Origin of the sequence: Xenorhabdus entomophaga (assembly GCF_037996725.1) — a bacterium.
Taxonomy (GTDB): Bacteria; Pseudomonadota; Gammaproteobacteria; order Enterobacterales; family Enterobacteriaceae; genus Xenorhabdus; species Xenorhabdus khoisanae.
In genome coordinates this window covers 1-18,881 of sequence record NZ_JBBMXH010000042.1, presented here as the reverse complement: position 1 = coordinate 18,881, position 18,881 = coordinate 1, and the positions used below count along the sequence as shown (strand labels likewise).

The following is an 18,881-nucleotide window of genomic DNA, read 5'->3' as shown; positions in this document are numbered from 1 at the left end:
TTATGATGATAAGTAGCGCAGAGAAGGAGCGGTCAGACCGCTCCTTGATGATTACACCAACTTCAATCCTGAATTTTTCTGTGCCTGCCGAAGAATCCCTTTTGACGAATCTTTTCTTGGATGCGGTACGGTGATTATCCCACCTGTTCTAGCATGGATTCGCCCAATGAAATATAGCGATTCACCATCGACTCCGCCTGCTGCGTCATGGCTAGGATTTCGATAGGAAGCGGGTATTTATCCATCGCGGCAGAAAGATTACCGCCAATCAACTTATTGAAATGCTGCGGGGGCTGGTAACCAACCATTAACCCCACTAATGTGATTTCTTTAGGTTCCAGAACGGCGTGATCAGCAATCGCCGCCCCTGACTCAATAGGGTTCTCAGTGATACGCAAATTTGAGCTGTGATTTTCAATGACCACGCAGTCAAACTGAAACTCACCAATGGAGCGTGTTACCACTGAAGCTATTGTGGTGTTAAAACCGCTGAGAAAGTCCATAGCGTACCTATAGATAAAAGAAAACCCGCCTAAGCGGGTTGTTACGAGTTGATTATTTATCGCCCAATGCGCTCACTGGCAATTTTATAGGCTTTCGAGTCCTCTCTTTTGCCTACCGCTATCACCCAGATCACAATCTCTTCATCTATCACCTGATAGACAAGGCGAAATCCCGAAGAGCGAAGTTTTATTTTGAAGCAGCCCGCTAAATCGCCGTGCAGCCTTCCTGATTCGATATAAGGATTTTCCTGTAACTTTTTCAGTTTCTTTTAAACTGCTCATGGATACTGTTATCCAGTTTCTGCCATTCTTTTAAAGCGCGTTCGTCAAACTCAATGTTAAATTTCATCGAGATTTACCCGAATGCGTTTAGCGGGATTTTTAAGTCGCTCGCGAACCACTTCCAAAATATCTTCGTCTTCGTCGCGTTCTGAGACCATTACGGATACTTCTGTAAATGGTAGCTTTTCATTTTCTGCTACATAGCGTAGGAAGAGCCGCATTGCATCGGAAGGAGAAAGGTTCATTTTTTCAAGTGCCTGATAAGCGCTTCTTTTAAGTCCTTCGTCCACTCTAATCTGAATTGTGCTCATAGTATCTCCATATGTAATTACGTTTGTATTACATTGTATGTTATTTAATCTATGATGCAATCAATTTTTTAAATTTTAGCCATCCTTGGCTTTGGACTAGAATATATTCATCGGCAGGGAGAGCAGGTTTTCAATGTAAAACCCGTAGCGTTTTGCTTCCCCATCAATGATACCTTGCGGCGTCTCAGTTCCACCTGTAAAAGTTTCAGTTTTGTTGAGATGGTTAACTACACCACCAAAACTTACTTATGGAGGCGAATATGGCTAATACAGATCGCTCTATACTTTCTATTAAGAAAAATGGCGATAAAAAAATCCCGGTTAAAGTAAAAGCTCAAACAGCTTATACCGCTCGTCGTTTTGAGCGCCGGGCTAAACTCTTGGCAAAGAAAAGTCAGGAGCTGGAGTCAAAATTTCAATCTCGCTCGGTGGAAAAAATTATAGATTCAGTCGTCAAAAACGTTGATGAAAATGAATTGTACGCTCGTCTTATTGTGGGACTTAAGAAGCATGTGAGTGACAACAACAGCGGCTCTTGCTGCATGAGTGACGTAGCCCTGTATTCAACCAAAACCAAAACCCGCCGTAGATTGGAGTCGGGCGGGGTTACAGCGAGGGTTTAGTACCTTGTTTTTTCAGATAACTAATCAGCTTTAACGGGATATAGATTATCGCAAGGCTGATACTGTACGTCGCAACACAATAGGTCACTATTTCTGGCAAAAAATTAGGATTGTGCTCGCGCAGCCATAATGCGAGCGGCTCGGGGCGAAATCCGATTAACAGGCCGTATACCAGCAAAGCAAAGTTAGATTTGTTGACCCATTTTTTCCACTGACTTCTGTCCATAGATTAAATTTCATTCTCATTATTGTAGGGAATTTATTCTAATCAATTTCCTTGACTGTGGGAAGTGAGGAACCACTGCCGCCTGAGGTGGTTAAATATGCAGGCCATTCCAAATAAACAATATTAATTCTGAGGGTATAAATATGGATATCGAATTTATTAACGAATTGCGCGCTATGTTGGAACGCGACCGCCAATCAGCCATTCGTTTTCGTGATGATGATTGGTTGCGTAAACATTGCATTCAACGGGCGTTATTCAAGCGGGCTATCATTTCCGAACTTACGGCTCGTTATGGTTGTTAACTAACTCCAGCTCATTTCCGAGTGGGCTGTGGTGAGTAGAACTGATATATTCATGGATTCGACAATGGGATTCATGAGGGAATTATGGATTTACACCCAATAGCATTTTATACAATGATATATATGGGGATATCATACCACCTTGGATTTATTTTTATTCCGGCGGGATTACTTTTTGGCTTTCTGGCACTTAAAGTAATTAAAAAAACACTAGTGAAAATATTATTTTCAATAATATCGGCAGGATTGTTAATTCCACCAACATTAACAGCATTAATGTTTTTAATCCTTAATATAATGGGATTCAATTATTAAGTCACCAGCCTCGCCAATGCGGGGCTTTTTATTACCTGAATATAGGAAAACAATAATGGCAGAATTTACACTAACAATAAAATTAAAATCAGGTGAAAATAACAAAGTAAATATAAATACCAAAGGTGTTTTGCAAGACTCACCATCTCTATATTTTGCTGTATTTGCTAAATCATTAGCAGACCAAATCAGAAGCAGTTTGCAAGGAAAGGCTGAAATTGCCTCAGAAATAGCTCAATTAAACCAGCGAATTCTCAATTACGATTGTGATGACGATGAATAACAGGAGGATTTATGGAGTGGATTAAATGTTCTGATAGGTTGCCAGATGAATACAAAGATGTAATTTCGATCAATAATGGTGTTGACACTAGATTTATGTCAGAAATTGATATTGGATATTTTGATTCAGATATAGATGAATGGTATTCAATTACTCATGGAAGAAACTTTGATATGCGACATATAACCCATTGGATGCCGTTACCAAGTTTACCGGAGAGTTCATGAAAAATGATTGGAAATCTCTTGTAGGTATGGAGAAATCGTTTGAAGTGAATTCAGAAGGCATTATAAGGAGTAAAGACAGAAAGATAGTCCGAAGTAATGGAACTATTCAAAACTTCAAAGGTAAAATACTTAGTAGATTTAAAAATAGCTCAGGATATCCATGTGTTAGAGTAAGTGATTTGAATAGCGGAAAAAGGTTTATTCTAAGATGTCACAGAGCTGTAGCAGAAGCATTTATTCCGAACCCTAAAAATAAGCCAGAAGTTAATCATATAGATGGTAATAAAGAAAACTCAGATATAAATAATCTTGAATGGGTTACATCTCAAGAAAACAGAAAGCACGCATGGAATTTAGGATTAAGAAATAGGTCTCATTTACCAGTTATGCAAGGAGAAAAAATGGAAGATCAAAATTAACTGAAATAGATGCTATTGAAATGAGAGATAAAAGAAATTTAGGTGAAAGTTATCAATCTATAGCAAACAAATATAGAATAAACAAAAGAACATGCATGGATGAAATTAAAGGAAGATCGTGGAAGCACATCCATTACAAACTACCAGAACCACCGAAAGGAGAATAATATGGCACATATTAAATTCACCGATACATTCAACTCGAAACAGGGAATTAAATTTCAATTATCTACGGATGGTGGCATTTATGCATCGAGTGAAATCCATCCAATCAGGAGAATTGCATCCGCTAATTCAACTGAAATACATTGGCGCCATTCGTGTTGCCGTATTTTGAAATTCGGTGATTTATACGAAATGGAAACTGAACTGAGTAAATACCAGCGCCGGAAATATTTACTCAGAAAACGCATGTGGGATATTTATAACGCCATCCTCAGTGGTGATATTAAAACCGCCACGGAAATTTGCGAATATATCCAGTCGAAAACTAAATAATTCCCAATAAAAAATCACTAATCGTTTTTACTAGCGAGGGATTTTTACGTGCGCAATAACACCCACGACACTATGGCAGTCGTGCCAACACAACCACAGGCAATCAGGAACCGGCGCGCATGGAAGCGCCTAATTGCACTATTCATCATCTCATTATTCGTATTTATTCCGGTTTAACGGAGGTATCCATGTATCCAGCCACTATTAGTTACAGTTATGTAGAAATTAAAAACACGGTCAGGCATGGACGCAATTACATCACATATCCCGTCAGAATTTACATTATGGATGAGCAGGCTAAATCAGCAGGACGTGCAGCCTATCAGAGAAATCTAGCAACCTAACGAACCGATGAGTTTTACAGAACGTAATGGTGGTATTGCAAGGCGGCGGGTGATATTCCCGTTTAACATTCCGGTTAAAGAATCAGAGAAAGATCCACAGTTGCCAGAGAAAATCAGCCGGGAGCTGCCTGTCATTATCCGCCATCTATTAACGGAATTTGCCGACCAGAACAAAGCTAAAAAGCGGCTACAGGCGCAACGCGATTCTAACGAAGCACTATTAGTGAAAAGTAACTCCGATCCTCTGTATAATTTCTGTGCTTATTTGGTGTCAGTCAATGATGCAACAGGGATGAAGATGGGCAATAAGAACATCAGCCCACGCGCACCGAGGCTATATCTGTATCATGCTTACCTTTCTTTTATGGAAGCGCACGGCTTTGAACGCCCGCTCACACTAACCAAGTTCGGCGAATCGCTGCCTAAAATTATGCTGGAGTACAAAAAGGAGTATCGAAAAGTGCGAACCAAGAAAGGTTACTCTTATAACGTTGAGTTGTCGGAAGAAGCCGAAGAGTGGTTGCCGTCCGTGCCTGAATGCCGGGATTTTAAATCCCCTTTATAAACTTTTTAGGTTTAAGTCTGCATTCCATACACCATTTTAAATATCTATCTGTATTTAAAGGAAAATAATAGATGTATAGTTATTTCTTAGCTATACATCAACTATACATTCTCTTCATTAGGATAAAAAAGGGGTGAACAGAGGATACAGTTAATGAATATCATATTAATTGCCGCAAGCCCAGATGTAGCAAGGCTTTCAGGGAATTGTGCAGAGGGTGCATAACTGAGAGGGGAAAAAAGATTTATAGGGGGGGTATCTCTGGCAGGTAAATAAAAGCCAGATAAATCAAAAGACGTAAAATAAGGTATCAGGCTGATTTGGTGCTACCAGAAATTTAAGCAATGTAATCTTCTGATTTACTTTAAAAACAGAGATTAATCACAAATTCATTGCTGCCTTTTCACTCAAGCTAGAATAGATAAATATTCCTGTTGTATTCTGCTTCATTTATTCGGTATTTTTCGGAAGTCAGATCACAGGAGACAAGATGTCGCATATTATTTACTTGTCACTCAAAGGCAAGAAACAGGGGTTAATTTCAGCCGGGTGCTCAACGCCTGAATCCATTGGAAACCGTTATCAGGCAGGTCGGGAAGACGAAATACAGATATTGAGTATCAGCCATTCAGTGAGCCGCGACCAGAACGCGCATCATCACCCCGTTAGCTTTACCAAGCCTATTGATAAATCCTCGCCGCTCTTAGCAATGGCAATTGACGGTAATGAATTGTTAGAGGCCGTTTTTTTGTGTTACCGAACCAGTCAATTGGGGCAATTAGAAGCTTTTTATGAAATCAAACTGACAGGGGCAACCATTGTTGATTTTACCTGTCATTATCCTCATTCGATAGACAGTAATGACCAGATACCGTATGAAACAGTGCAGATTGATTATAAGTCTATTTCATGCCGGCATCTTACCGCGGGCACATCGGGTTATAGCATTACGCAATTATCCGGGCGTGAAGAAGGCAGGCCACTATTGTCTGGGTTCTCGAATGTTAAGCCACTTAAGAAGCCACTGGTTGAAGAGACTCCGGTAAAACCCGCTAAACATCATGCTCGTTATCGTTGTGTGGATGATGACGGCAATCTTTTAACCGAACGCAAGTATCGGGTTTGCCTACCGGATGGTCAGATAAAAGAAGGGAAGACCGATAAACAAGGTTTTACTCAATGGCATCTCACTGATGACAAAAAGAACCTGAGTTTTCATATTCTAAAGGATTAATACCATGCCGACTTATACCGTTTACACAAAAATAGAATCGAATGTACCTGCTGAAAACTTGCTGTATGATTTAATCATTTATCGTAAGGACGCAAAAGGAAACCATCATATATTGCTTGATATTTTTCAGGCACAATTACAGAGTAATTATGAAACTCAACACCATGTTACTCAGGAAACAAACGATGATCTTTCCGTGACGTATATTATGCAAATCATGCTTTATCGCAAACATGGTTCAAATACGATTCAGGCATTGCAAGCCCCTTTTAAAAAGATGTATACACTGGGTGAGTTTGTAGCAGGTAAAGCCTGTTCGGATACAAAACGAGAAAATGCCTGTTATTTTGAAAGTACAATTGAAGCAAAACCTGTCAGAGATGGGGATAATACCCTTGAATTAAAACTGACTATTCCCGAAAGGCCTTTTATTGCTAAAGAATATCCAATTGGTCACAAAGATGATCCATTTGAGAAAAGTAAAATTGAATCACAAATTCAGGATAGGCTATCTAAAAAAAATTATCCAACTCAGGGTGATGCAAGTTTATGTGGTCCTGCTGCATTTTTTTATTGTTTACAAATGGACAGACCGGATATTTATGAACAAGCCGCTCATGAGTTATGGAAATATGGCAAAACTAAAATAGGCCAATTAGAAATTAAGCCGGGTGATGGTTGTCTTCACCCTAAAGGTTCTTTTTATGACCAATATGGTTCAAGAATATCAGGATTAGATTGGATAACACTGGCGAGCTTAAGAGACTCAGAAAATATGATTTTCAGCTATGATGAAGTTGATGATCAGGCTGCTGGTGTGACTATGTGGGGGAAATTGACTGAGTGGTTTGAAAAAGCGGGCTATGAAAAAATATTTAGTAATATTAGTTTGATGCATAGTAATAAAGAAGACATTGAAACACTGAATGGTTATATTGATCAAGGTTATCATGTGGTTTCCTTAATTTCTGCTGGTATGTTAGAAAATATGGAAGAAACATCAGGAAAAAACCACTGGATTTCTTGGAGAAGTAAAGCAGAAAAAGATGCGAATGGGTGTGTAGATATCATATTATTTTCATGGGGAAAAGTTAAACCTTGGGTGAAAATTAACTCATCGTATGATTACTTTATTGAACACACTTTTGGAGGATTGGTTTTTAAGCCACTTAAATAAAAATGAAAAAAATAATATTTTTAATTTTTATTATATTGACTGCATCATGTAGCTCAGTTTCGGTATCTATCTATCCCGAAGGGAACTACTTGCCTGATGCCACTGTAGGTAAAAATTACCATGCTTCTATACATATAAAAGGAGGCAGTGCATATGTTATAGAAGGAACACCAGTCACCATAGAACCGGCTAATTCAGGAATAACATGGAGTCCTCTTAAAAGAAAATTTTTACTTGATGGTAAAGAAGAAATATCAGAAAACTTTAATCACCTAATAATAAGTGGAAAACCATCGAAAGTAGGCGATATACACATAACAGTAGTAAGCAGGGTTAATGGAACAATGTTTGCAAGTGGAGGGGGAGTCCACAAAACTTATACTATAAAAGTAAAAGATAAATAACATAATCAGAATGGCGATTTAATTCGCCATTCATTATGACTTCAACTTAAAAAGCATAAAAAACAGAGTAATTTTTTAAAAAATTACGAACATTAAATAATAAAATAGGAGTGATGGTGAATAACATTAACAATAAAAAACAACGATATGGTTTTTTTTGTTACGTTATTTTTATATGGTATTTCTTTAATAAGTATGTATTTCGGGAATATATGGGTGGCATTTGGCATAATATATTTAGGTAGCTTTATAAGCCTGATGCCAGAATGGAATAGCATAAAATACATACTCAGTAAATATTTCAAAAAATTTCATCAATTAATTATATTATCTACATCCTATATTATCAGTATTAAGTGGTTGAATTATGAACTTGAAGTTGAAAAGGATTACCTAACATATTCGCCTTGGATAATAAGTATAATTTTTCAGTTTTTTTTATTGCTTGCTTTTATTGTTGTGTGGGTCATTTTCTCCCCGCTAATTAATTGGTTAATTGGATTTTTCTCTAACTTTCTTCCTTTTCATTGGATTGAAAATATCAATAATAATTCTTTCGTAAAATTATCTAATAAGTCAATGTGTATTCTTGTGATCATATTGCCTTTAACTATCCCAGTTGCTTATATAAGCGATCCATTACTTAATATAGCTCTTAGAATAGACGCTTATGCTACATCTGATTGTGGAGGAACAAAGACAAATACAGCCTATTTAAGGAAAAATAATAAAGCGTGCTATAAGTTTTATCCATACTTTAGTTTTGTAAATCCCAGCGTTATACCAAGTGAAAAAGGTAAATAATTGTAAATTATTTGTTCTCATATTTTTGCTTGTTTAGCTCTCATCTTACGAGAGCTTTTTTATTTCTTGTCATGTTGTTAAATATATTTTCCTGAAAAGAACTGATATTAAAAACACCATGAAAAAACTACTCGAATTACGCCAACAAAAAGCCGATTTAACCCATCAAATGCGTTCGCTGCTCACCAAAGTCGAAAACGAAAAACGTTCACTGAATGCCGATGAAGCCAAACAGTTCGATGAACTGCGTAATCAGTCTGACGCGCTCAATACCGAAATTGCTCGTTATGAGGCGTTATCTGATGAGGAACGCAATCAGGCCAAGAACCAACCGACCAGTGACAAACTCAGCAATGACGAACTACGCAATTACATTCTGACTGGCGAAACTCGTTCCTTGTCTACAGGTGTTCCGGCAGACGGTGGCTATACCGTTATCCCTGAGCTGAACAAGCAGATCATGCAGCAACTGGCTGATGGGTCGGTCATGCGCCAAATCTGTACCATCAAGACCACACGCAGCAACGAATATAAACAGCTTGTTTCGGTTGGTGGGCAGCGGTAGCCTACGGGGAAGAAGGCAAGGCACGTGGTGAGACTGCCACGCCGAAGATGTAGTGGTCAGGGAACTGGCCGAACTGACCGCCGCCCATACCCATCACAACACAGGCACACCGGAGAACGCCAGCGCCATCAGGAACACGGCCTATAAATCCGATGGACTGAAACAGAAGTATTCGCCTGTGATTGGCTAGCTAAATCGACCTCGCCCCGGCGGGGTTTATTTTTATCTGCTTCTTTTTGAGTAAACAAAAATGTTGACTAGGTAAGCATAATTGTTTACTATAATCGCATGTTCAACAGAATGGAGGAGCAGTGAAGCAAAGCGAGTTTAGACGGTGGCTGGAAGCTCAGGGCGTTGAAGTTTCAAACGGGACAAACCATCTGAAACTGAGATACAAGGGGAAATGCACGATTATGCCAAGACACCCCGCCCATGAGATAAAAGAACCACTGAGGAAAGCAATCATCAAGCAGTTAGGATTGTAATAAAAACCCGTCTCACCAGAGGCGGGTTCTCGCACAGCTTCACTATCAAACACTATGCGATATCCCGTAAGACTCGAACCTGTAGAAGAGGGCGGTTATTTCGTCTCGTTCCCGGATATCCCCGAAGCCTTAACCCAAGGGGAAACACGGGAAGAAGCACTGGAGATGGCGCTGGATGCGTTAATAACGTCTTTCGAATTCTACTTCGAGGATAGTAAAAAAATCCCATCACCCAGCCCTGTAAAGCAGGGTGATGATTATGTCGATGTGCCGTTAAGCGTGGCCTCAAAGGTGTTAATGCTCAATGCGTTTGTTGATTCCCGTTTAACGCAAACAGAGCTGGCAAGCCGTATGGGCGTGAAGAAACAGGAAGTCACCCGCCTGTTTGACCTGCACCACTCGACTAAGATTGATACGGTCGCTAAGGCGGCGACGGCTATCGGGCATCAATTAACGGTGTCCATCCTATAAAGAGGATCACCCTTCAAAGGCTGCGTAAACCGTGGCCTTTTTTACGTCCTCATTAAACGCACCCAGATGCGCTATAAGCTATTCACATATCAACTCACTGCCCTGATGTGGTTCATTTGGATCACGTCACAGCATTGCGCACAAGCCATGTAATCCCCATGAAATAAACGGAAACCTGACGTAAAACGGACTACACCGCACCCGTCTGCACGTTTTGGATCAAAAAGTTTTTTCAGTTTGAAAATCCTACAAACGGTATCGCCAGACCGCGCCAGCACTGGCGGCGTGGGGAAAATCCCAAACTGAAAGAAGTGAAAAGATTTTCAGGCAATTGCAGTTTTTGGATCGCGGAATGGATCGCGAGGAAAAATCAATGTAATGATATTAAAGGAAAAATTCTATTTTACGTGGGGTAAGTGGATCACAAAACAAAGCCGCATATCATCATGAAAATCAGATGGAATGCGGCTTTGCAAGATATGCGGAACTGAAATTATTTTCTTTTCTTACATCAGGGTAAGGAAGAAAATTAAAGTACGCTTAATTCACTAATTAGCGCAGGATTACGCTCCAGCATCTTAAGCAGCTTAAGTGATGAGCCAGAAGGAATACGTCGGTGTTGCTCCCAGCTTTGAATTAGGGAAGCAGAAACGCCAACAGCTTCGGCAAACTCACTTTGCTTTAACCCGAAGGTTTCGCGTAGGCCTTTTACATCAGGCAGACGATGGCGATGAATATTTTCAGCAGGAACGGAAAGCTCTCCTTTTTCAATCGCTACCATCTGATTCATGCTTTCAACCAGATCTTCAAAAAGTTTTTTGTCCATAGTTTCTCCGCTGTATGAACATGGCCGCGTATCTACGCGGCGTTGATTATTGCAATTTGTTACTGATAGCCTTAAGTACTTCTTTCTCTTTCGGGGTTAAATCATCTTTTTTATTCTTAGGGTAAATCAAAAGAAGATAGAGCCTTCCAGTTTTCGTGATGGTGTAGTAGATGATCCTTACTCCGCCACTTTTTCCCATTCCTTCTCGCTGCCAGCGAATCTTCTTACATCCTCCAGTAGCGCTAATGGTACTACCTTGTTCATGATTCTTTAGTAAGTGCTCCTGTAATTTTCTGAATTCATCATCGGTTAATAAATCAGCTCGTTCTCTACTAAACACAGGGGTTTCGATAAAAAGTAGGTATTCCATAAAACACATCCTTGCTCATCTATGAAAAATAGTTTATTAGTACCATGTACGAGTGTCAACATAAAAGTCGTACATGGTACGAAAATTTAAGAAGCATGGGAAAATATAGCCTAAAAATCCCTGTCGCCACTTTGTCGCCATTGGCTATAAAATGCAAAAAAGCCACTTGTTAAAAAGTGGCTTAATATACTGATTCTATTGATAAAATATGGTGGGTCGTGGGAGGCTCGAACTCCCGACCAATTGATTAAGAATCAATTGCTCTACCAACTGAGCTAACGACCCAACGCGATAAATTATTCTCCAATGTTAACAAGACGTCAATGGACTATATCCATTTTTTTATTATGTGAATAAAATATATACAATGTTCTATCTGCTGATAGATTGAATTGTAAGCGTCTTGTTTTTCATGTGAAATCCTTCTGTTAATACCGCGGTTGTCTATGTCACAATGTTCCCTTAAACACAGCTTGAGGGTATTAAGGCCATGCTGTGAGAATAAATTGGATACAACTATGGAAGAAAAAATACAACCCATTCACACTCCTGAAACTGAAGGTTCGCATTTACAGCGAAGTCTCACTAACCGACATATACAGTTAATCGCAATTGGTGGTGCCATCGGTACTGGCTTGTTTATGGGATCAGGCAAGACCATCTCCCTTGCAGGGCCGTCGATCATTTTTGTTTATATGATCATCGGATTTATGCTGTTTTTCGTTATGCGCGCAATGGGAGAGTTATTGCTTTCCAATCTGCACTATAAGTCGTTCAGTGATTTCGCGGCGGATTTATTAGGGCCGTGGGCCGGTTTTTTTGTAGGCTGGACTTACTGGTTCTGTTGGGTCATTACTGGCATCGCGGACATTGTTGCTATTACTGCTTATGTCGGATATTGGACGCCGGGTTTTCCCGAATGGGGAACTTCGCTCCTGTGCGTTTTGGTATTGCTGACTCTAAATCTCGCAACAGTAAAATTGTTTGGGGAACTCGAATTTTGGTTTGCCATGATCAAAATTATCGCGATTGTTGCCCTAATTGTCACGGGAGGCATCTTAATTGGCATGCATTTCCAATCTCCGGCTGGGCATGTCGCTGCACTTTCTAATGTCTGGAATGATGGCGGCATGTTCCCGATGGGGCTGAGCGGCTTTTTTGCCGGGTTCCAGATAGCGATATTTGCTTTTGTCGGTATTGAGTTGGTGGGAACCGCTGCGGCAGAAACTAAAAATCCGATGAAATCTTTGCCAAAAGCGATTAATGCCATTCCAATTCGTATCATTACGTTTTATGTTTTGGCGCTGATTGTGATTATGTCGGTCACTCCGTGGCGAGCAATCATTGCGGATAAAAGTCCTTTTGTAGAATTATTTGTTCTGATTGGATTACCTGCTGCCGCCAGCATTGTAAACTTTGTGGTACTGACTTCTGCTGCATCTTCGGCAAATAGTGGTGTTTTCTCTACCAGCCGGATGTTGTTTGGCCTAGCTAAAGAAGGGAATGCACCAAAGCAGTTTAGTCAGCTTTCCCGCCGTTCGGTTCCGGCATCGGGGTTAATTTTTACTTGTTTGTGCCTCTCTTTTGGCGTCATTCTAATCTACTTTATTCCTGATGTGATGCGGGTTTTTACTTTGGTAACAACTGTTTCCGCTATTTTGTTTATGTTTATTTGGAGCATGATTTTGTGTTCCTATCTGGCTTATAGAAAACGTCGTCCAGCTTTGCATCAGGCTTCGGTGTACAAAATGCCGTTTGGTATTGTGATGTCCTGGGTATGTTTAGCTTTCTTTGCTTTTGTTTTGATATTGCTTTCCTTGCAACCGGATACTCGTCAGGCTTTGATAGCAACACCTGTTTGGTTCATTATTTTGGTGATTGGATTTCAGATTGTGAAAAAACGTAAAGCTCGCCTTACTTGTTGAGTAATAAAAATCCTATAAATTAAATATCAGTGGCCCAAAAATTGGGCCATTTTTTTTATTATGCGGTCATGAGTGTGCCTTGATGGAATCTAAGTTGCCATGTGTTACCCGAAGATAATTGCCAAATTGATGAACGAAGTGCTTGATTGAATGGATTGCCAGCTTGATCCATTTCATAAGATTGGTAAGTGAGTAAAACAATATTTTCATCCAAACAGTTTATAGAGAAGTGATGTGAAAAAATTGGGGAAGTAGTTTTTATTTCTGCTGTTAATTCATTGAACACAATTTTTTTAGTATAAACATGACCTGATTTACTGATTTCCAGAAAATCATCGTGTAATACAGTATTAAGCCAATCGGAATTATTTCTTTTTTCGCCATGAAGGCTGACTTCAAGTTGTTTGACAAGCTTAAAAATAGCTAATTTTTCCTGAACCATATGCACTCCAAAAAGAATTAACTAATATTAAATAACATTTTGAACAGGTGAAATTATTATTAAATAAATTTTAAAATACTATTTACATTTATTTTTTTATCAGGTACTTATAAAGGAAGTCAAGTTGAAAAAGAGGTATATATGGAAATTATAGTCAGGGCAACTGAGCCTGAAGATGCTGAGCATTATCAACGAATTTATAGCCACCCTGAAGTTTATTCTAATACTTTGCAACGCCCATGCCCTTCACGTGAAATGTGGAAAGAGCGTCTAAAAGCAATTAAAGATCAAGGGGATATTGAGTTTGTTGCTGAGGTAAATGGCAAGGTTGTGGGGACAATAGGGTTATTTACCCATGCCAATCCAAGGCGAAGGCATGCGGTAGGCATAGGTATTGGTGTTGATGCAGCTTATGCAGGGAAAGGTATCGGTTCAAAACTAATGGCGTTCGCGATTGATTATGCGTTCAACTGGTTGGGCTGTATCAGAATTGAATTGGAAGTATTTGTTGATAATGAAAAAGCAATAGCCTTGTACAAAAAATTTGGGTTTGAAGTGGAAGGTATTCGGCGTATGCAGTCATTAAGAAATGGTCAATATTGTGATATTATGGGAATGGCTTTAATTAACGGCAGATTTGTGTGATATTTTATTGAAAATGATAAACCCGATAGAGAAAATTTTTGTTCTGATCATCTTTTCATCTATTGGGTGTAAGGAGTTTTAGTTTATTAACATGAAAATAATCCGTTTATAATAAGATAAGAAAATTTAATTCTTAATAAATTAAATAATCGTATTAAAATAATATCAGTGAGTTCCCAATATTTTATTAATTATTATAAGAGGTATATATGGAAATAATAATTAGGGCAACTGAGCCTGAAGATGCTGAACATTATCAACGAATTTATAGTAATCCGGATGTTTACCCCAATACTTTGCAACGTCCATGCCCTTCACATGATATGTGGAGAGAACGTTTAAAGTTAAATAAGATACGAGGAGATATTGACTTTGTCGCAGAAATAGACGGTAACGTTGTGGGAACATTAGGGTTATTTACCCATGCCAATCCAAGGCGCAGGCATGCGGTAGGCATTGGTATTGGAGTTGATGCGGTCTATTCAGGCAGAGGTGTTGGTTCAAAGATGATGGCATTTGCTATTGATTACGCATTTAACTGGTTAGGTTGTATCAGAATTGAGTTGGGAGTTTTTGCCGATAATGAAAAGGCAATCTCATTATATAAAAAATTTGGATTTGAAAAGGAAGGTATACGGCGTATGGAATCACTCAGGAATGGTCAATACTGCGATCTTATGGAGATGGCTTTGCTAAAAAAACGGTGTGTGTAATGCTTGTAGTATTTGTGATAAAAAAATTAGATAAGGGAAGCATTGAATTTGATTGCTTCCTTGTTATTTCAGTCATTTTAAAGGCGCTGTTTGGTTGATCTTCAGTAACCATTCACCAGCCCTGTATTGACTAGCAGGGAAGCAGATTAAAGACATCCGGATAGGGCTGTTTTCGGGTCACCGCTGTCGCGATTTCACTGAGTACATCCAGTGCCGATAATCCCCGTTGTTTGCAGGTTTCCACCACCGACAGCAGTCGGGAGCGGTACTGTTCACCTCGATAGGAATTTGTCCCAAAGCAGATTTTTCGCATGATCACACTGCCACGCAGGCACCGCTCCGCCTCGTTGTTGGTCAACGGGATGTTTTTATGATGGAGAAAAACCCATAATCCCGCTTCATGCTTAAGAATATAAGCACACCTGCCGGCATAACGGGAGGCCGGAACCTGTTCTCCCTTTCTCAGCCAGCTCATCAGGCTTTTCCTGAGTCTGGACAGGCGATTGCGCCAGTGTGCTTCGTCAATGTTCTGATTTTCATAGCGGTGTTGGGTGCGGAACACACTGTGGCAGAGCAAAACCAGCCGTTGACCGATAAACGCGGTCAGCCAGTGATAGCTGGCGCACTGGTCAGTCACGACAACCGATGGGGTTGTCTCGCCCAGCAGCGATTTGGCCGTCTCCGCATTACGGTAAGCGCGAATTTTCTGGTAAACCGCCTTGCCGCCGCTGAGCAACCAGACCCAGCGGGTGGCCGCTTCCCCGTTGCGTTGATGGGGCGTTTCGTCAATATGGATAACCGCAGATTGCCTGACATAATGCCCTAACGCCTGATGCAGGGGCGTCAACATTGAGCTGATCCGTCCCTGCGCTTCAGAGATAAGGCCCGTGGAGAAGTGGATGCCATAAGTTTCCCGGATCAGGCGCTGTATCTTACTGATGCTCAGGTGATATTGTCCCGACAGGACAGCCATCTGGCTCATCAAACGGGGCCCCAGTTGCCCGGCAGGGGCATCGTCGGGTAACGCGGCCCGGACGGTGTGATGACAATGCTGACAGCGGCCATGAAACAGTTGATATTCCGTAATGTCCAGAGTGACTTTGGGCAGTTCAAACACCTGATGACGATAGGTCGGTGTCTCATTCGGTTCGACATGTCCACCACAAAGGGCACAACTGTCATCGGGCAGACAGCGAACGACCGTATCGGTTTCTTTCAATGCACTCAGTGGTCTGCGGTGCCCTGTGTGGCCAGGCTGAGCGCCAGCCTGATTTCGGCGACCAGGGCTTTTAACTTTTGCCGTTCAGCCCGTGTCTGAGGCGTATCACTGGACGGGGAACGCGAGGAATTACGCGAACTCAGTGCCAGCCGGTCTTCGTATTCTCGAAGTTTGGCCCAGAGCTCCCGGATAAGGGCATTGGCTTCGCTGATGTTGCTCACTTCGGGTGGCTCAGCGGTAAAGTGCTTCTTCTTTTTCATGGGTGAAAAAGTTACCTGACTGGCAGGATCAAGCAACAGGGAAATGCGGATCAAGCGATAAACATCACATTTTTGTGTCAATGGGGGACTGGTGAAGGGTTACGATCTTCAGGCTGGAAAAACCCGCCTGAACGTTAGGTTATAACGAACATTATCTTGCAGTGGCCAAGGAGTAACTCCATCTTTCAGTGGTAGTATTCCGTGATAACGAAGCCGAGAATTTCCTCCCCATACGATAATATCGCCATGAGTTAGCAGAACACGTTGGCATGGGCATTCACGTTGCAACCCACCAAATAGAAAGGTAGCCGGCAATCCTAAAGATACAGATACAACGGGTTGGGAAAGGTCTATTTCGTTTTTATCTTGGTGTAAACTTAAGCGCGAACCAGGATGGTAGCGGTTGATTAGGCAGGCTTCTGGGATGAAATCAATAAATCCTGCTTGACTGGCAGCTTGTTGAGCGAGTTGCTGGAACATTTCCGGCATCTTTGGCCATTTTTGGCCGGAAAGGGGATCATTTTTTGTATAGCGATAGCCTTGTTTATCACTTATCCAACCAAGCTGACCACAGTTGGTCATACTGACTGACATCATGTGTCCACTTCGTGTCATGAAGTGGCGAAAAGGTGCATTTTCAGCAATATCCATGATGTTCTGCAATAATATTGGCGCCTTGCCATAAGCAAACCCTCGTAGAACAACTGCATCTTCTGCCAGTGGTTCTTGCCATTGGCGAATAATATTGCCATCGTCTGCGAATAAATCTTTTATCATTATTGTCACCGTGCATTGTGAAACATAATACCTAAAGTGTGGCGGTGTCCGTGGTGTATTTTACTAACGCCGTGACGCATAAGGAACCAATTGAGCATATAAAAATAAAGTAGTACGTAATTCAGCAATTACATTAGGCAACGGGTAACTAAAATATTCATATTCTCCTTTGCCAAAATTGTGTCGGGCCATATGAATATGGGTACGGAATAATTCATTTCTCGGATATAGAGCTACCAGAGAATCGCATTCATTGGCTGTTAGAATTTGGCTCAGATGAACATAACCGAAAGTATTTAACTGTTTGATAGTGTCTTCCCAGTTTATATTCATCAGCCGATGGGATAAATCAAGTTGATGTACGATATCAACTGTTACATTCATCGTGTTTTTTCCTCTCGATTTAATAACTCACGTTTACGCTCAATTCCCCAACGATACCCAGATAAGGCACCATTATTTCTGACCACGCGATGGCATGGGATAGCAACTGCCAACATATTGGCTGCACAGGCACTGGCAACGGCACGTACAGCTTTGGGAGAACCGATGAGTTTGGCAATGTCGGTATAACTGACGGTTGTACCCACCGGAATTTCTCGCAATGCTAACCAGACTCGTTGCTGAAATACTGTGCCACAAATATCCAGTGGTAATTTCAATTCTGTTTCTGGGGTTTCGACGAAGCCGACAACTTGTGCAATGAGTTGCTCAAACTGGGGATCTCCACCGATAAATTCCGCCTGAGGGAATTTATCCTGTAGATCCTGAAGGAGTTTGTTTGGATCATCTCCCAGTAAAATGGCACAAATACCTTTTTGACTTTGCGCGACCAAGATGTGGCCTAATGTACAAATCCCTAACGCAAAGTGAATTTGCATCCCTTTCCCGCCAGCACGCCAGACTGTGGGTGTCATACCCAATAAATTGGATGAGATTTCATAAAACCGGCTGCTGGAATTAAATCCGGCATCGAGAATAGCTTCGGTGACACTGTTATTTTGTTGTAAATTATCCCGTAAACGCTGACTACGATGGGCATTTGCGTAGGATTTTGGCGTTAATCCTGTTTTCGCTTTGAATAATCTATGAAAATGAAATGTGCTCATTCCCACATGACTAGCGAGATGTTCCAGTGGGATATTTTCTTCATTTTGTTCAATATAGCGACATGCTTTTGCAATCTTAGCGAGATAATTGGCTTCCAATTCAGGCTGATTACCACGTTGGCGTTTACTTGGTCGGTAACCTTGCTGTTGTGCTTCATTTTCGTTGTCGAAAAATATCACATTTTCCCGTTTTGGGAGGCGTGCGGTACTGGATGGTAAACAATATATTCCCGTAGTACGTACGGCATATACGAAATGTCTATCAGCATCCTTATTGCGCTCAATGATGGCCTGCCAACGTTTCTCATCAGTTTTCCATAAATTTTTTTTACTCATATAGATCACCTGTGAGGATTTATTTATCAATTCTGAGATACTGACATATTGATAGAAGATCGTTAAAAAGACACTCCGTCTTTTGCTTTTTCAATTTTTAAAGAAGTTAAACGCGATGCTCGACTTTTATGATGAGTTGAAATGACATAGCCGCTCCTTTATAACTTTAAGTCGTCAAAAATAGAGAAATAAAGGAACAAAAGGCTATGTCACAGCAA

Annotated in this window: 27 protein-coding genes, 1 tRNA gene and 4 pseudogenes; 19 read left to right on the top strand and 13 right to left on the bottom strand. The window is 40.6% G+C overall.

What is annotated here, in order from left to right; genetic code table 11:
- Positions 1 to 134: 134 nt before the first annotated feature.
- The 3 genes and pseudogenes from AAC854_RS10575 to AAC854_RS10565 all read right to left on the bottom strand — a co-directional run bounded on the left by AAC854_RS10575 (position 135) and on the right by AAC854_RS10565 (position 1,096).
- On the bottom strand, positions 135 to 503 hold the full coding sequence (locus AAC854_RS10575; protein ID WP_340617065.1) for a phage baseplate protein: 369 nt from the start codon (positions 501 to 503) through the stop codon (positions 135 to 137).
- Positions 504 to 559: 56 nt separating this feature from the next.
- Positions 560 to 852 (bottom strand): annotated as a pseudogene (locus AAC854_RS10570) (type II toxin-antitoxin system RelE family toxin).
- Positions 842 to 1,096 (bottom strand): type II toxin-antitoxin system RelB/DinJ family antitoxin, encoded by a 255-nt coding sequence (locus tag AAC854_RS10565; RefSeq protein ID WP_340617064.1) that lies wholly within the window; start codon positions 1,094 to 1,096, stop codon positions 842 to 844. The pseudogene AAC854_RS10570 and the gene AAC854_RS10565 overlap by 11 nt, the downstream one beginning before the upstream one ends.
- A 260-nt stretch (positions 1,097 to 1,356) precedes the next feature.
- Between AAC854_RS10565 and AAC854_RS10560 the strand changes: the two genes are divergently transcribed.
- Entirely contained in the window at positions 1,357 to 1,719 is a 363-nt protein-coding gene (locus tag AAC854_RS10560; RefSeq protein WP_340617063.1) for a transcriptional antitermination N peptide, read from the top strand.
- Here the strand turns inward: AAC854_RS10560 and AAC854_RS10555 are convergent.
- Positions 1,703 to 1,945 (bottom strand): hypothetical protein, encoded by a 243-nt coding sequence (locus AAC854_RS10555; protein ID WP_340617062.1) that lies wholly within the window; start codon positions 1,943 to 1,945, stop codon positions 1,703 to 1,705. The genes AAC854_RS10560 and AAC854_RS10555 overlap by 17 nt on opposite strands.
- A 143-nt stretch (positions 1,946 to 2,088) precedes the next feature.
- Between AAC854_RS10555 and AAC854_RS10550 the strand changes: the two genes are divergently transcribed.
- The 15 genes and pseudogenes from AAC854_RS10550 (at position 2,089) to AAC854_RS10480 (ending at position 10,041) form a co-directional block, all read left to right on the top strand.
- Positions 2,089 to 2,250, top strand: coding sequence for a hypothetical protein (locus tag AAC854_RS10550; RefSeq protein ID WP_340617061.1), 162 nt, complete (start codon positions 2,089 to 2,091; stop codon positions 2,248 to 2,250).
- Positions 2,251 to 2,334: 84 nt separating this feature from the next.
- A complete protein-coding gene (locus tag AAC854_RS10545; RefSeq protein ID WP_340617060.1) occupies positions 2,335 to 2,565 on the top strand; it encodes a hypothetical protein in 231 nt (76 codons plus the stop codon).
- A 55-nt stretch (positions 2,566 to 2,620) separates the two neighbouring features.
- Positions 2,621 to 2,848, top strand: coding sequence for a hypothetical protein (locus AAC854_RS10540; RefSeq protein WP_340617059.1), 228 nt, complete (start codon positions 2,621 to 2,623; stop codon positions 2,846 to 2,848).
- Positions 2,849 to 2,859: 11 nt separating this feature from the next.
- Positions 2,860 to 3,075, top strand: coding sequence for a DUF551 domain-containing protein (locus tag AAC854_RS10535; protein WP_340617058.1), 216 nt, complete (start codon positions 2,860 to 2,862; stop codon positions 3,073 to 3,075).
- Complete coding sequence (locus AAC854_RS10530) at positions 3,072 to 3,494, top strand: HNH endonuclease (protein WP_340617057.1); 423 nt, start codon at positions 3,072 to 3,074, stop codon at positions 3,492 to 3,494. Before AAC854_RS10535 ends, AAC854_RS10530 begins: the two co-directional genes overlap by 4 nt.
- A 168-nt stretch (positions 3,495 to 3,662) precedes the next feature.
- Positions 3,663 to 3,992, top strand: coding sequence for a hypothetical protein (locus AAC854_RS10525; RefSeq protein WP_340617056.1), 330 nt, complete (start codon positions 3,663 to 3,665; stop codon positions 3,990 to 3,992).
- Positions 3,993 to 4,111: 119 nt separating this feature from the next.
- Complete coding sequence (locus tag AAC854_RS10520) at positions 4,112 to 4,336, top strand: hypothetical protein (RefSeq protein ID WP_340617055.1); 225 nt, start codon at positions 4,112 to 4,114, stop codon at positions 4,334 to 4,336.
- Positions 4,335 to 4,901 (top strand): annotated as a pseudogene (locus tag AAC854_RS10515) (primase-like DNA-binding domain-containing protein); the annotation flags it as partial. The gene AAC854_RS10520 and the pseudogene AAC854_RS10515, both read left to right, overlap by 2 nt.
- A gap of 490 nt (positions 4,902 to 5,391) precedes the next feature.
- A pseudogene (locus tag AAC854_RS10510) lies at positions 5,392 to 5,850 on the top strand (Hcp family type VI secretion system effector); the annotation flags it as partial.
- A 289-nt stretch (positions 5,851 to 6,139) separates the two neighbouring features.
- A complete protein-coding gene (locus AAC854_RS10505) occupies positions 6,140 to 7,312 on the top strand; it encodes a hypothetical protein (RefSeq protein ID WP_340617054.1) in 1,173 nt (390 codons plus the stop codon).
- 89 nt (positions 7,313 to 7,401) lie between these two features.
- Entirely contained in the window at positions 7,402 to 7,716 is a 315-nt protein-coding gene (locus AAC854_RS10500) for a hypothetical protein (protein WP_340617053.1), read from the top strand.
- A 216-nt stretch (positions 7,717 to 7,932) separates the two neighbouring features.
- Entirely contained in the window at positions 7,933 to 8,520 is a 588-nt protein-coding gene (locus AAC854_RS10495) for a hypothetical protein (protein WP_340617052.1), read from the top strand.
- A gap of 118 nt (positions 8,521 to 8,638) precedes the next feature.
- Positions 8,639 to 9,135: pseudogene (locus tag AAC854_RS10490) on the top strand (phage major capsid protein); the annotation flags it as partial.
- Between the two features lie 261 nt (positions 9,136 to 9,396).
- Entirely contained in the window at positions 9,397 to 9,570 is a 174-nt protein-coding gene (locus AAC854_RS10485) for a type II toxin-antitoxin system HicA family toxin (RefSeq protein WP_187650298.1), read from the top strand.
- A 54-nt stretch (positions 9,571 to 9,624) separates the two neighbouring features.
- Entirely contained in the window at positions 9,625 to 10,041 is a 417-nt protein-coding gene (locus AAC854_RS10480) for a type II toxin-antitoxin system HicB family antitoxin (protein WP_340617051.1), read from the top strand.
- 529 nt (positions 10,042 to 10,570) lie between these two features.
- On the opposite strand, the gene nadS is transcribed toward AAC854_RS10480, so the two are convergent.
- From nadS to AAC854_RS10465, 3 genes are all read right to left on the bottom strand, one after another.
- On the bottom strand, positions 10,571 to 10,867 hold the full coding sequence (gene nadS / locus AAC854_RS10475; protein WP_340617050.1) for a NadS family protein: 297 nt from the start codon (positions 10,865 to 10,867) through the stop codon (positions 10,571 to 10,573).
- A 46-nt stretch (positions 10,868 to 10,913) separates the two neighbouring features.
- Entirely contained in the window at positions 10,914 to 11,237 is a 324-nt protein-coding gene (locus tag AAC854_RS10470; RefSeq protein WP_340617049.1) for a type II toxin-antitoxin system RelE/ParE family toxin, read from the bottom strand.
- Positions 11,238 to 11,446: 209 nt separating this feature from the next.
- Positions 11,447 to 11,522: transfer RNA gene (locus AAC854_RS10465), tRNA-Lys, on the bottom strand.
- Positions 11,523 to 11,755: 233 nt separating this feature from the next.
- On the opposite strand from AAC854_RS10465, the gene cycA reads away from it, so the two are divergent.
- A complete protein-coding gene (gene cycA / locus AAC854_RS10460) occupies positions 11,756 to 13,162 on the top strand; it encodes a D-serine/D-alanine/glycine transporter (RefSeq protein WP_340617048.1) in 1,407 nt (468 codons plus the stop codon).
- A gap of 58 nt (positions 13,163 to 13,220) precedes the next feature.
- Here the strand turns inward: cycA and AAC854_RS10455 are convergent, their stop codons facing one another.
- Positions 13,221 to 13,604 carry a nuclear transport factor 2 family protein gene (locus tag AAC854_RS10455; RefSeq protein WP_340617047.1) on the bottom strand — a complete coding sequence of 128 codons (384 nt, stop codon included), beginning with the start codon at positions 13,602 to 13,604 and terminating at the stop codon, positions 13,221 to 13,223.
- 141 nt (positions 13,605 to 13,745) lie between these two features.
- Between AAC854_RS10455 and AAC854_RS10450 the strand changes: the two genes are divergently transcribed.
- Entirely contained in the window at positions 13,746 to 14,249 is a 504-nt protein-coding gene (locus AAC854_RS10450; RefSeq protein WP_340617046.1) for a GNAT family N-acetyltransferase, read from the top strand.
- A gap of 209 nt (positions 14,250 to 14,458) precedes the next feature.
- Complete coding sequence (locus tag AAC854_RS10445; RefSeq protein WP_340617045.1) at positions 14,459 to 14,962, top strand: GNAT family N-acetyltransferase; 504 nt, start codon at positions 14,459 to 14,461, stop codon at positions 14,960 to 14,962.
- A 130-nt stretch (positions 14,963 to 15,092) separates the two neighbouring features.
- On the opposite strand, the gene tnpC is transcribed toward AAC854_RS10445, so the two are convergent.
- The 5 genes from tnpC to ada form a co-directional block, all read right to left on the bottom strand.
- Positions 15,093 to 16,441 (bottom strand): IS66 family transposase gene (tnpC, locus tag AAC854_RS10440; protein ID WP_422824075.1). Its coding sequence is split into 2 segments (ribosomal slippage): positions 15,093 to 16,255 and positions 16,255 to 16,441, totalling 1,350 coding nucleotides; the frame shifts between segments, so codons are not numbered across the junction.
- Positions 16,442 to 16,549: 108 nt separating this feature from the next.
- On the bottom strand, positions 16,550 to 17,215 hold the full coding sequence (gene alkB, locus AAC854_RS10435) for a DNA oxidative demethylase AlkB (RefSeq protein ID WP_422824074.1): 666 nt from the start codon (positions 17,213 to 17,215) through the stop codon (positions 16,550 to 16,552).
- A gap of 8 nt (positions 17,216 to 17,223) precedes the next feature.
- Positions 17,224 to 17,298: a 2OG-Fe(II) oxygenase gene (locus tag AAC854_RS24265; protein WP_422824073.1), complete on the bottom strand. Its 75-nt coding sequence runs from the start codon at positions 17,296 to 17,298 to the stop codon at positions 17,224 to 17,226.
- Positions 17,282 to 17,602, bottom strand: coding sequence for a hypothetical protein (locus AAC854_RS10430; RefSeq protein WP_340617043.1), 321 nt, complete (start codon positions 17,600 to 17,602; stop codon positions 17,282 to 17,284). The genes AAC854_RS24265 and AAC854_RS10430 overlap by 17 nt, the downstream gene beginning before the upstream one ends.
- Positions 17,599 to 18,663: a bifunctional DNA-binding transcriptional regulator/O6-methylguanine-DNA methyltransferase Ada gene (gene ada, locus AAC854_RS10425; protein WP_340617042.1), complete on the bottom strand. Its 1,065-nt coding sequence runs from the start codon at positions 18,661 to 18,663 to the stop codon at positions 17,599 to 17,601. The genes AAC854_RS10430 and ada overlap by 4 nt, the downstream gene beginning before the upstream one ends.
- Between the last annotated feature and the right edge of the window lie 218 nt (positions 18,664 to 18,881).

Coding starts and splice junctions, on each gene's coding strand:
- AAC854_RS10575 (WP_340617065.1), bottom strand. CDS start 503: ATGGACTTTCTCAGCGGTTTTAACACCACAATAGCTTCAGTGGTAACA.
- AAC854_RS10565 (WP_340617064.1), bottom strand. CDS start 1,096: ATGAGCACAATTCAGATTAGAGTGGACGAAGGACTTAAAAGAAGCGCT.
- AAC854_RS10560 (WP_340617063.1), top strand. CDS start 1,357: ATGGCTAATACAGATCGCTCTATACTTTCTATTAAGAAAAATGGCGAT.
- AAC854_RS10555 (WP_340617062.1), bottom strand. CDS start 1,945: ATGGACAGAAGTCAGTGGAAAAAATGGGTCAACAAATCTAACTTTGCT.
- AAC854_RS10550 (WP_340617061.1), top strand. CDS start 2,089: ATGGATATCGAATTTATTAACGAATTGCGCGCTATGTTGGAACGCGAC.
- AAC854_RS10545 (WP_340617060.1), top strand. CDS start 2,335: ATGGATTTACACCCAATAGCATTTTATACAATGATATATATGGGGATA.
- AAC854_RS10540 (WP_340617059.1), top strand. CDS start 2,621: ATGGCAGAATTTACACTAACAATAAAATTAAAATCAGGTGAAAATAAC.
- AAC854_RS10535 (WP_340617058.1), top strand. CDS start 2,860: ATGGAGTGGATTAAATGTTCTGATAGGTTGCCAGATGAATACAAAGAT.
- AAC854_RS10530 (WP_340617057.1), top strand. CDS start 3,072: ATGAAAAATGATTGGAAATCTCTTGTAGGTATGGAGAAATCGTTTGAA.
- AAC854_RS10525 (WP_340617056.1), top strand. CDS start 3,663: ATGGCACATATTAAATTCACCGATACATTCAACTCGAAACAGGGAATT.
- AAC854_RS10520 (WP_340617055.1), top strand. CDS start 4,112: ATGGAAGCGCCTAATTGCACTATTCATCATCTCATTATTCGTATTTAT.
- AAC854_RS10505 (WP_340617054.1), top strand. CDS start 6,140: ATGCCGACTTATACCGTTTACACAAAAATAGAATCGAATGTACCTGCT.
- AAC854_RS10480 (WP_340617051.1), top strand. CDS start 9,625: ATGCGATATCCCGTAAGACTCGAACCTGTAGAAGAGGGCGGTTATTTC.
- nadS (WP_340617050.1), bottom strand. CDS start 10,867: ATGGACAAAAAACTTTTTGAAGATCTGGTTGAAAGCATGAATCAGATG.
- AAC854_RS10470 (WP_340617049.1), bottom strand. CDS start 11,237: ATGGAATACCTACTTTTTATCGAAACCCCTGTGTTTAGTAGAGAACGA.
- cycA (WP_340617048.1), top strand. CDS start 11,756: ATGGAAGAAAAAATACAACCCATTCACACTCCTGAAACTGAAGGTTCG.
- AAC854_RS10455 (WP_340617047.1), bottom strand. CDS start 13,604: ATGGTTCAGGAAAAATTAGCTATTTTTAAGCTTGTCAAACAACTTGAA.
- AAC854_RS10450 (WP_340617046.1), top strand. CDS start 13,746: ATGGAAATTATAGTCAGGGCAACTGAGCCTGAAGATGCTGAGCATTAT.
- AAC854_RS10445 (WP_340617045.1), top strand. CDS start 14,459: ATGGAAATAATAATTAGGGCAACTGAGCCTGAAGATGCTGAACATTAT.
- AAC854_RS10430 (WP_340617043.1), bottom strand. CDS start 17,602: ATGAATGTAACAGTTGATATCGTACATCAACTTGATTTATCCCATCGG.
- ada (WP_340617042.1), bottom strand. CDS start 18,663: ATGAGTAAAAAAAATTTATGGAAAACTGATGAGAAACGTTGGCAGGCC.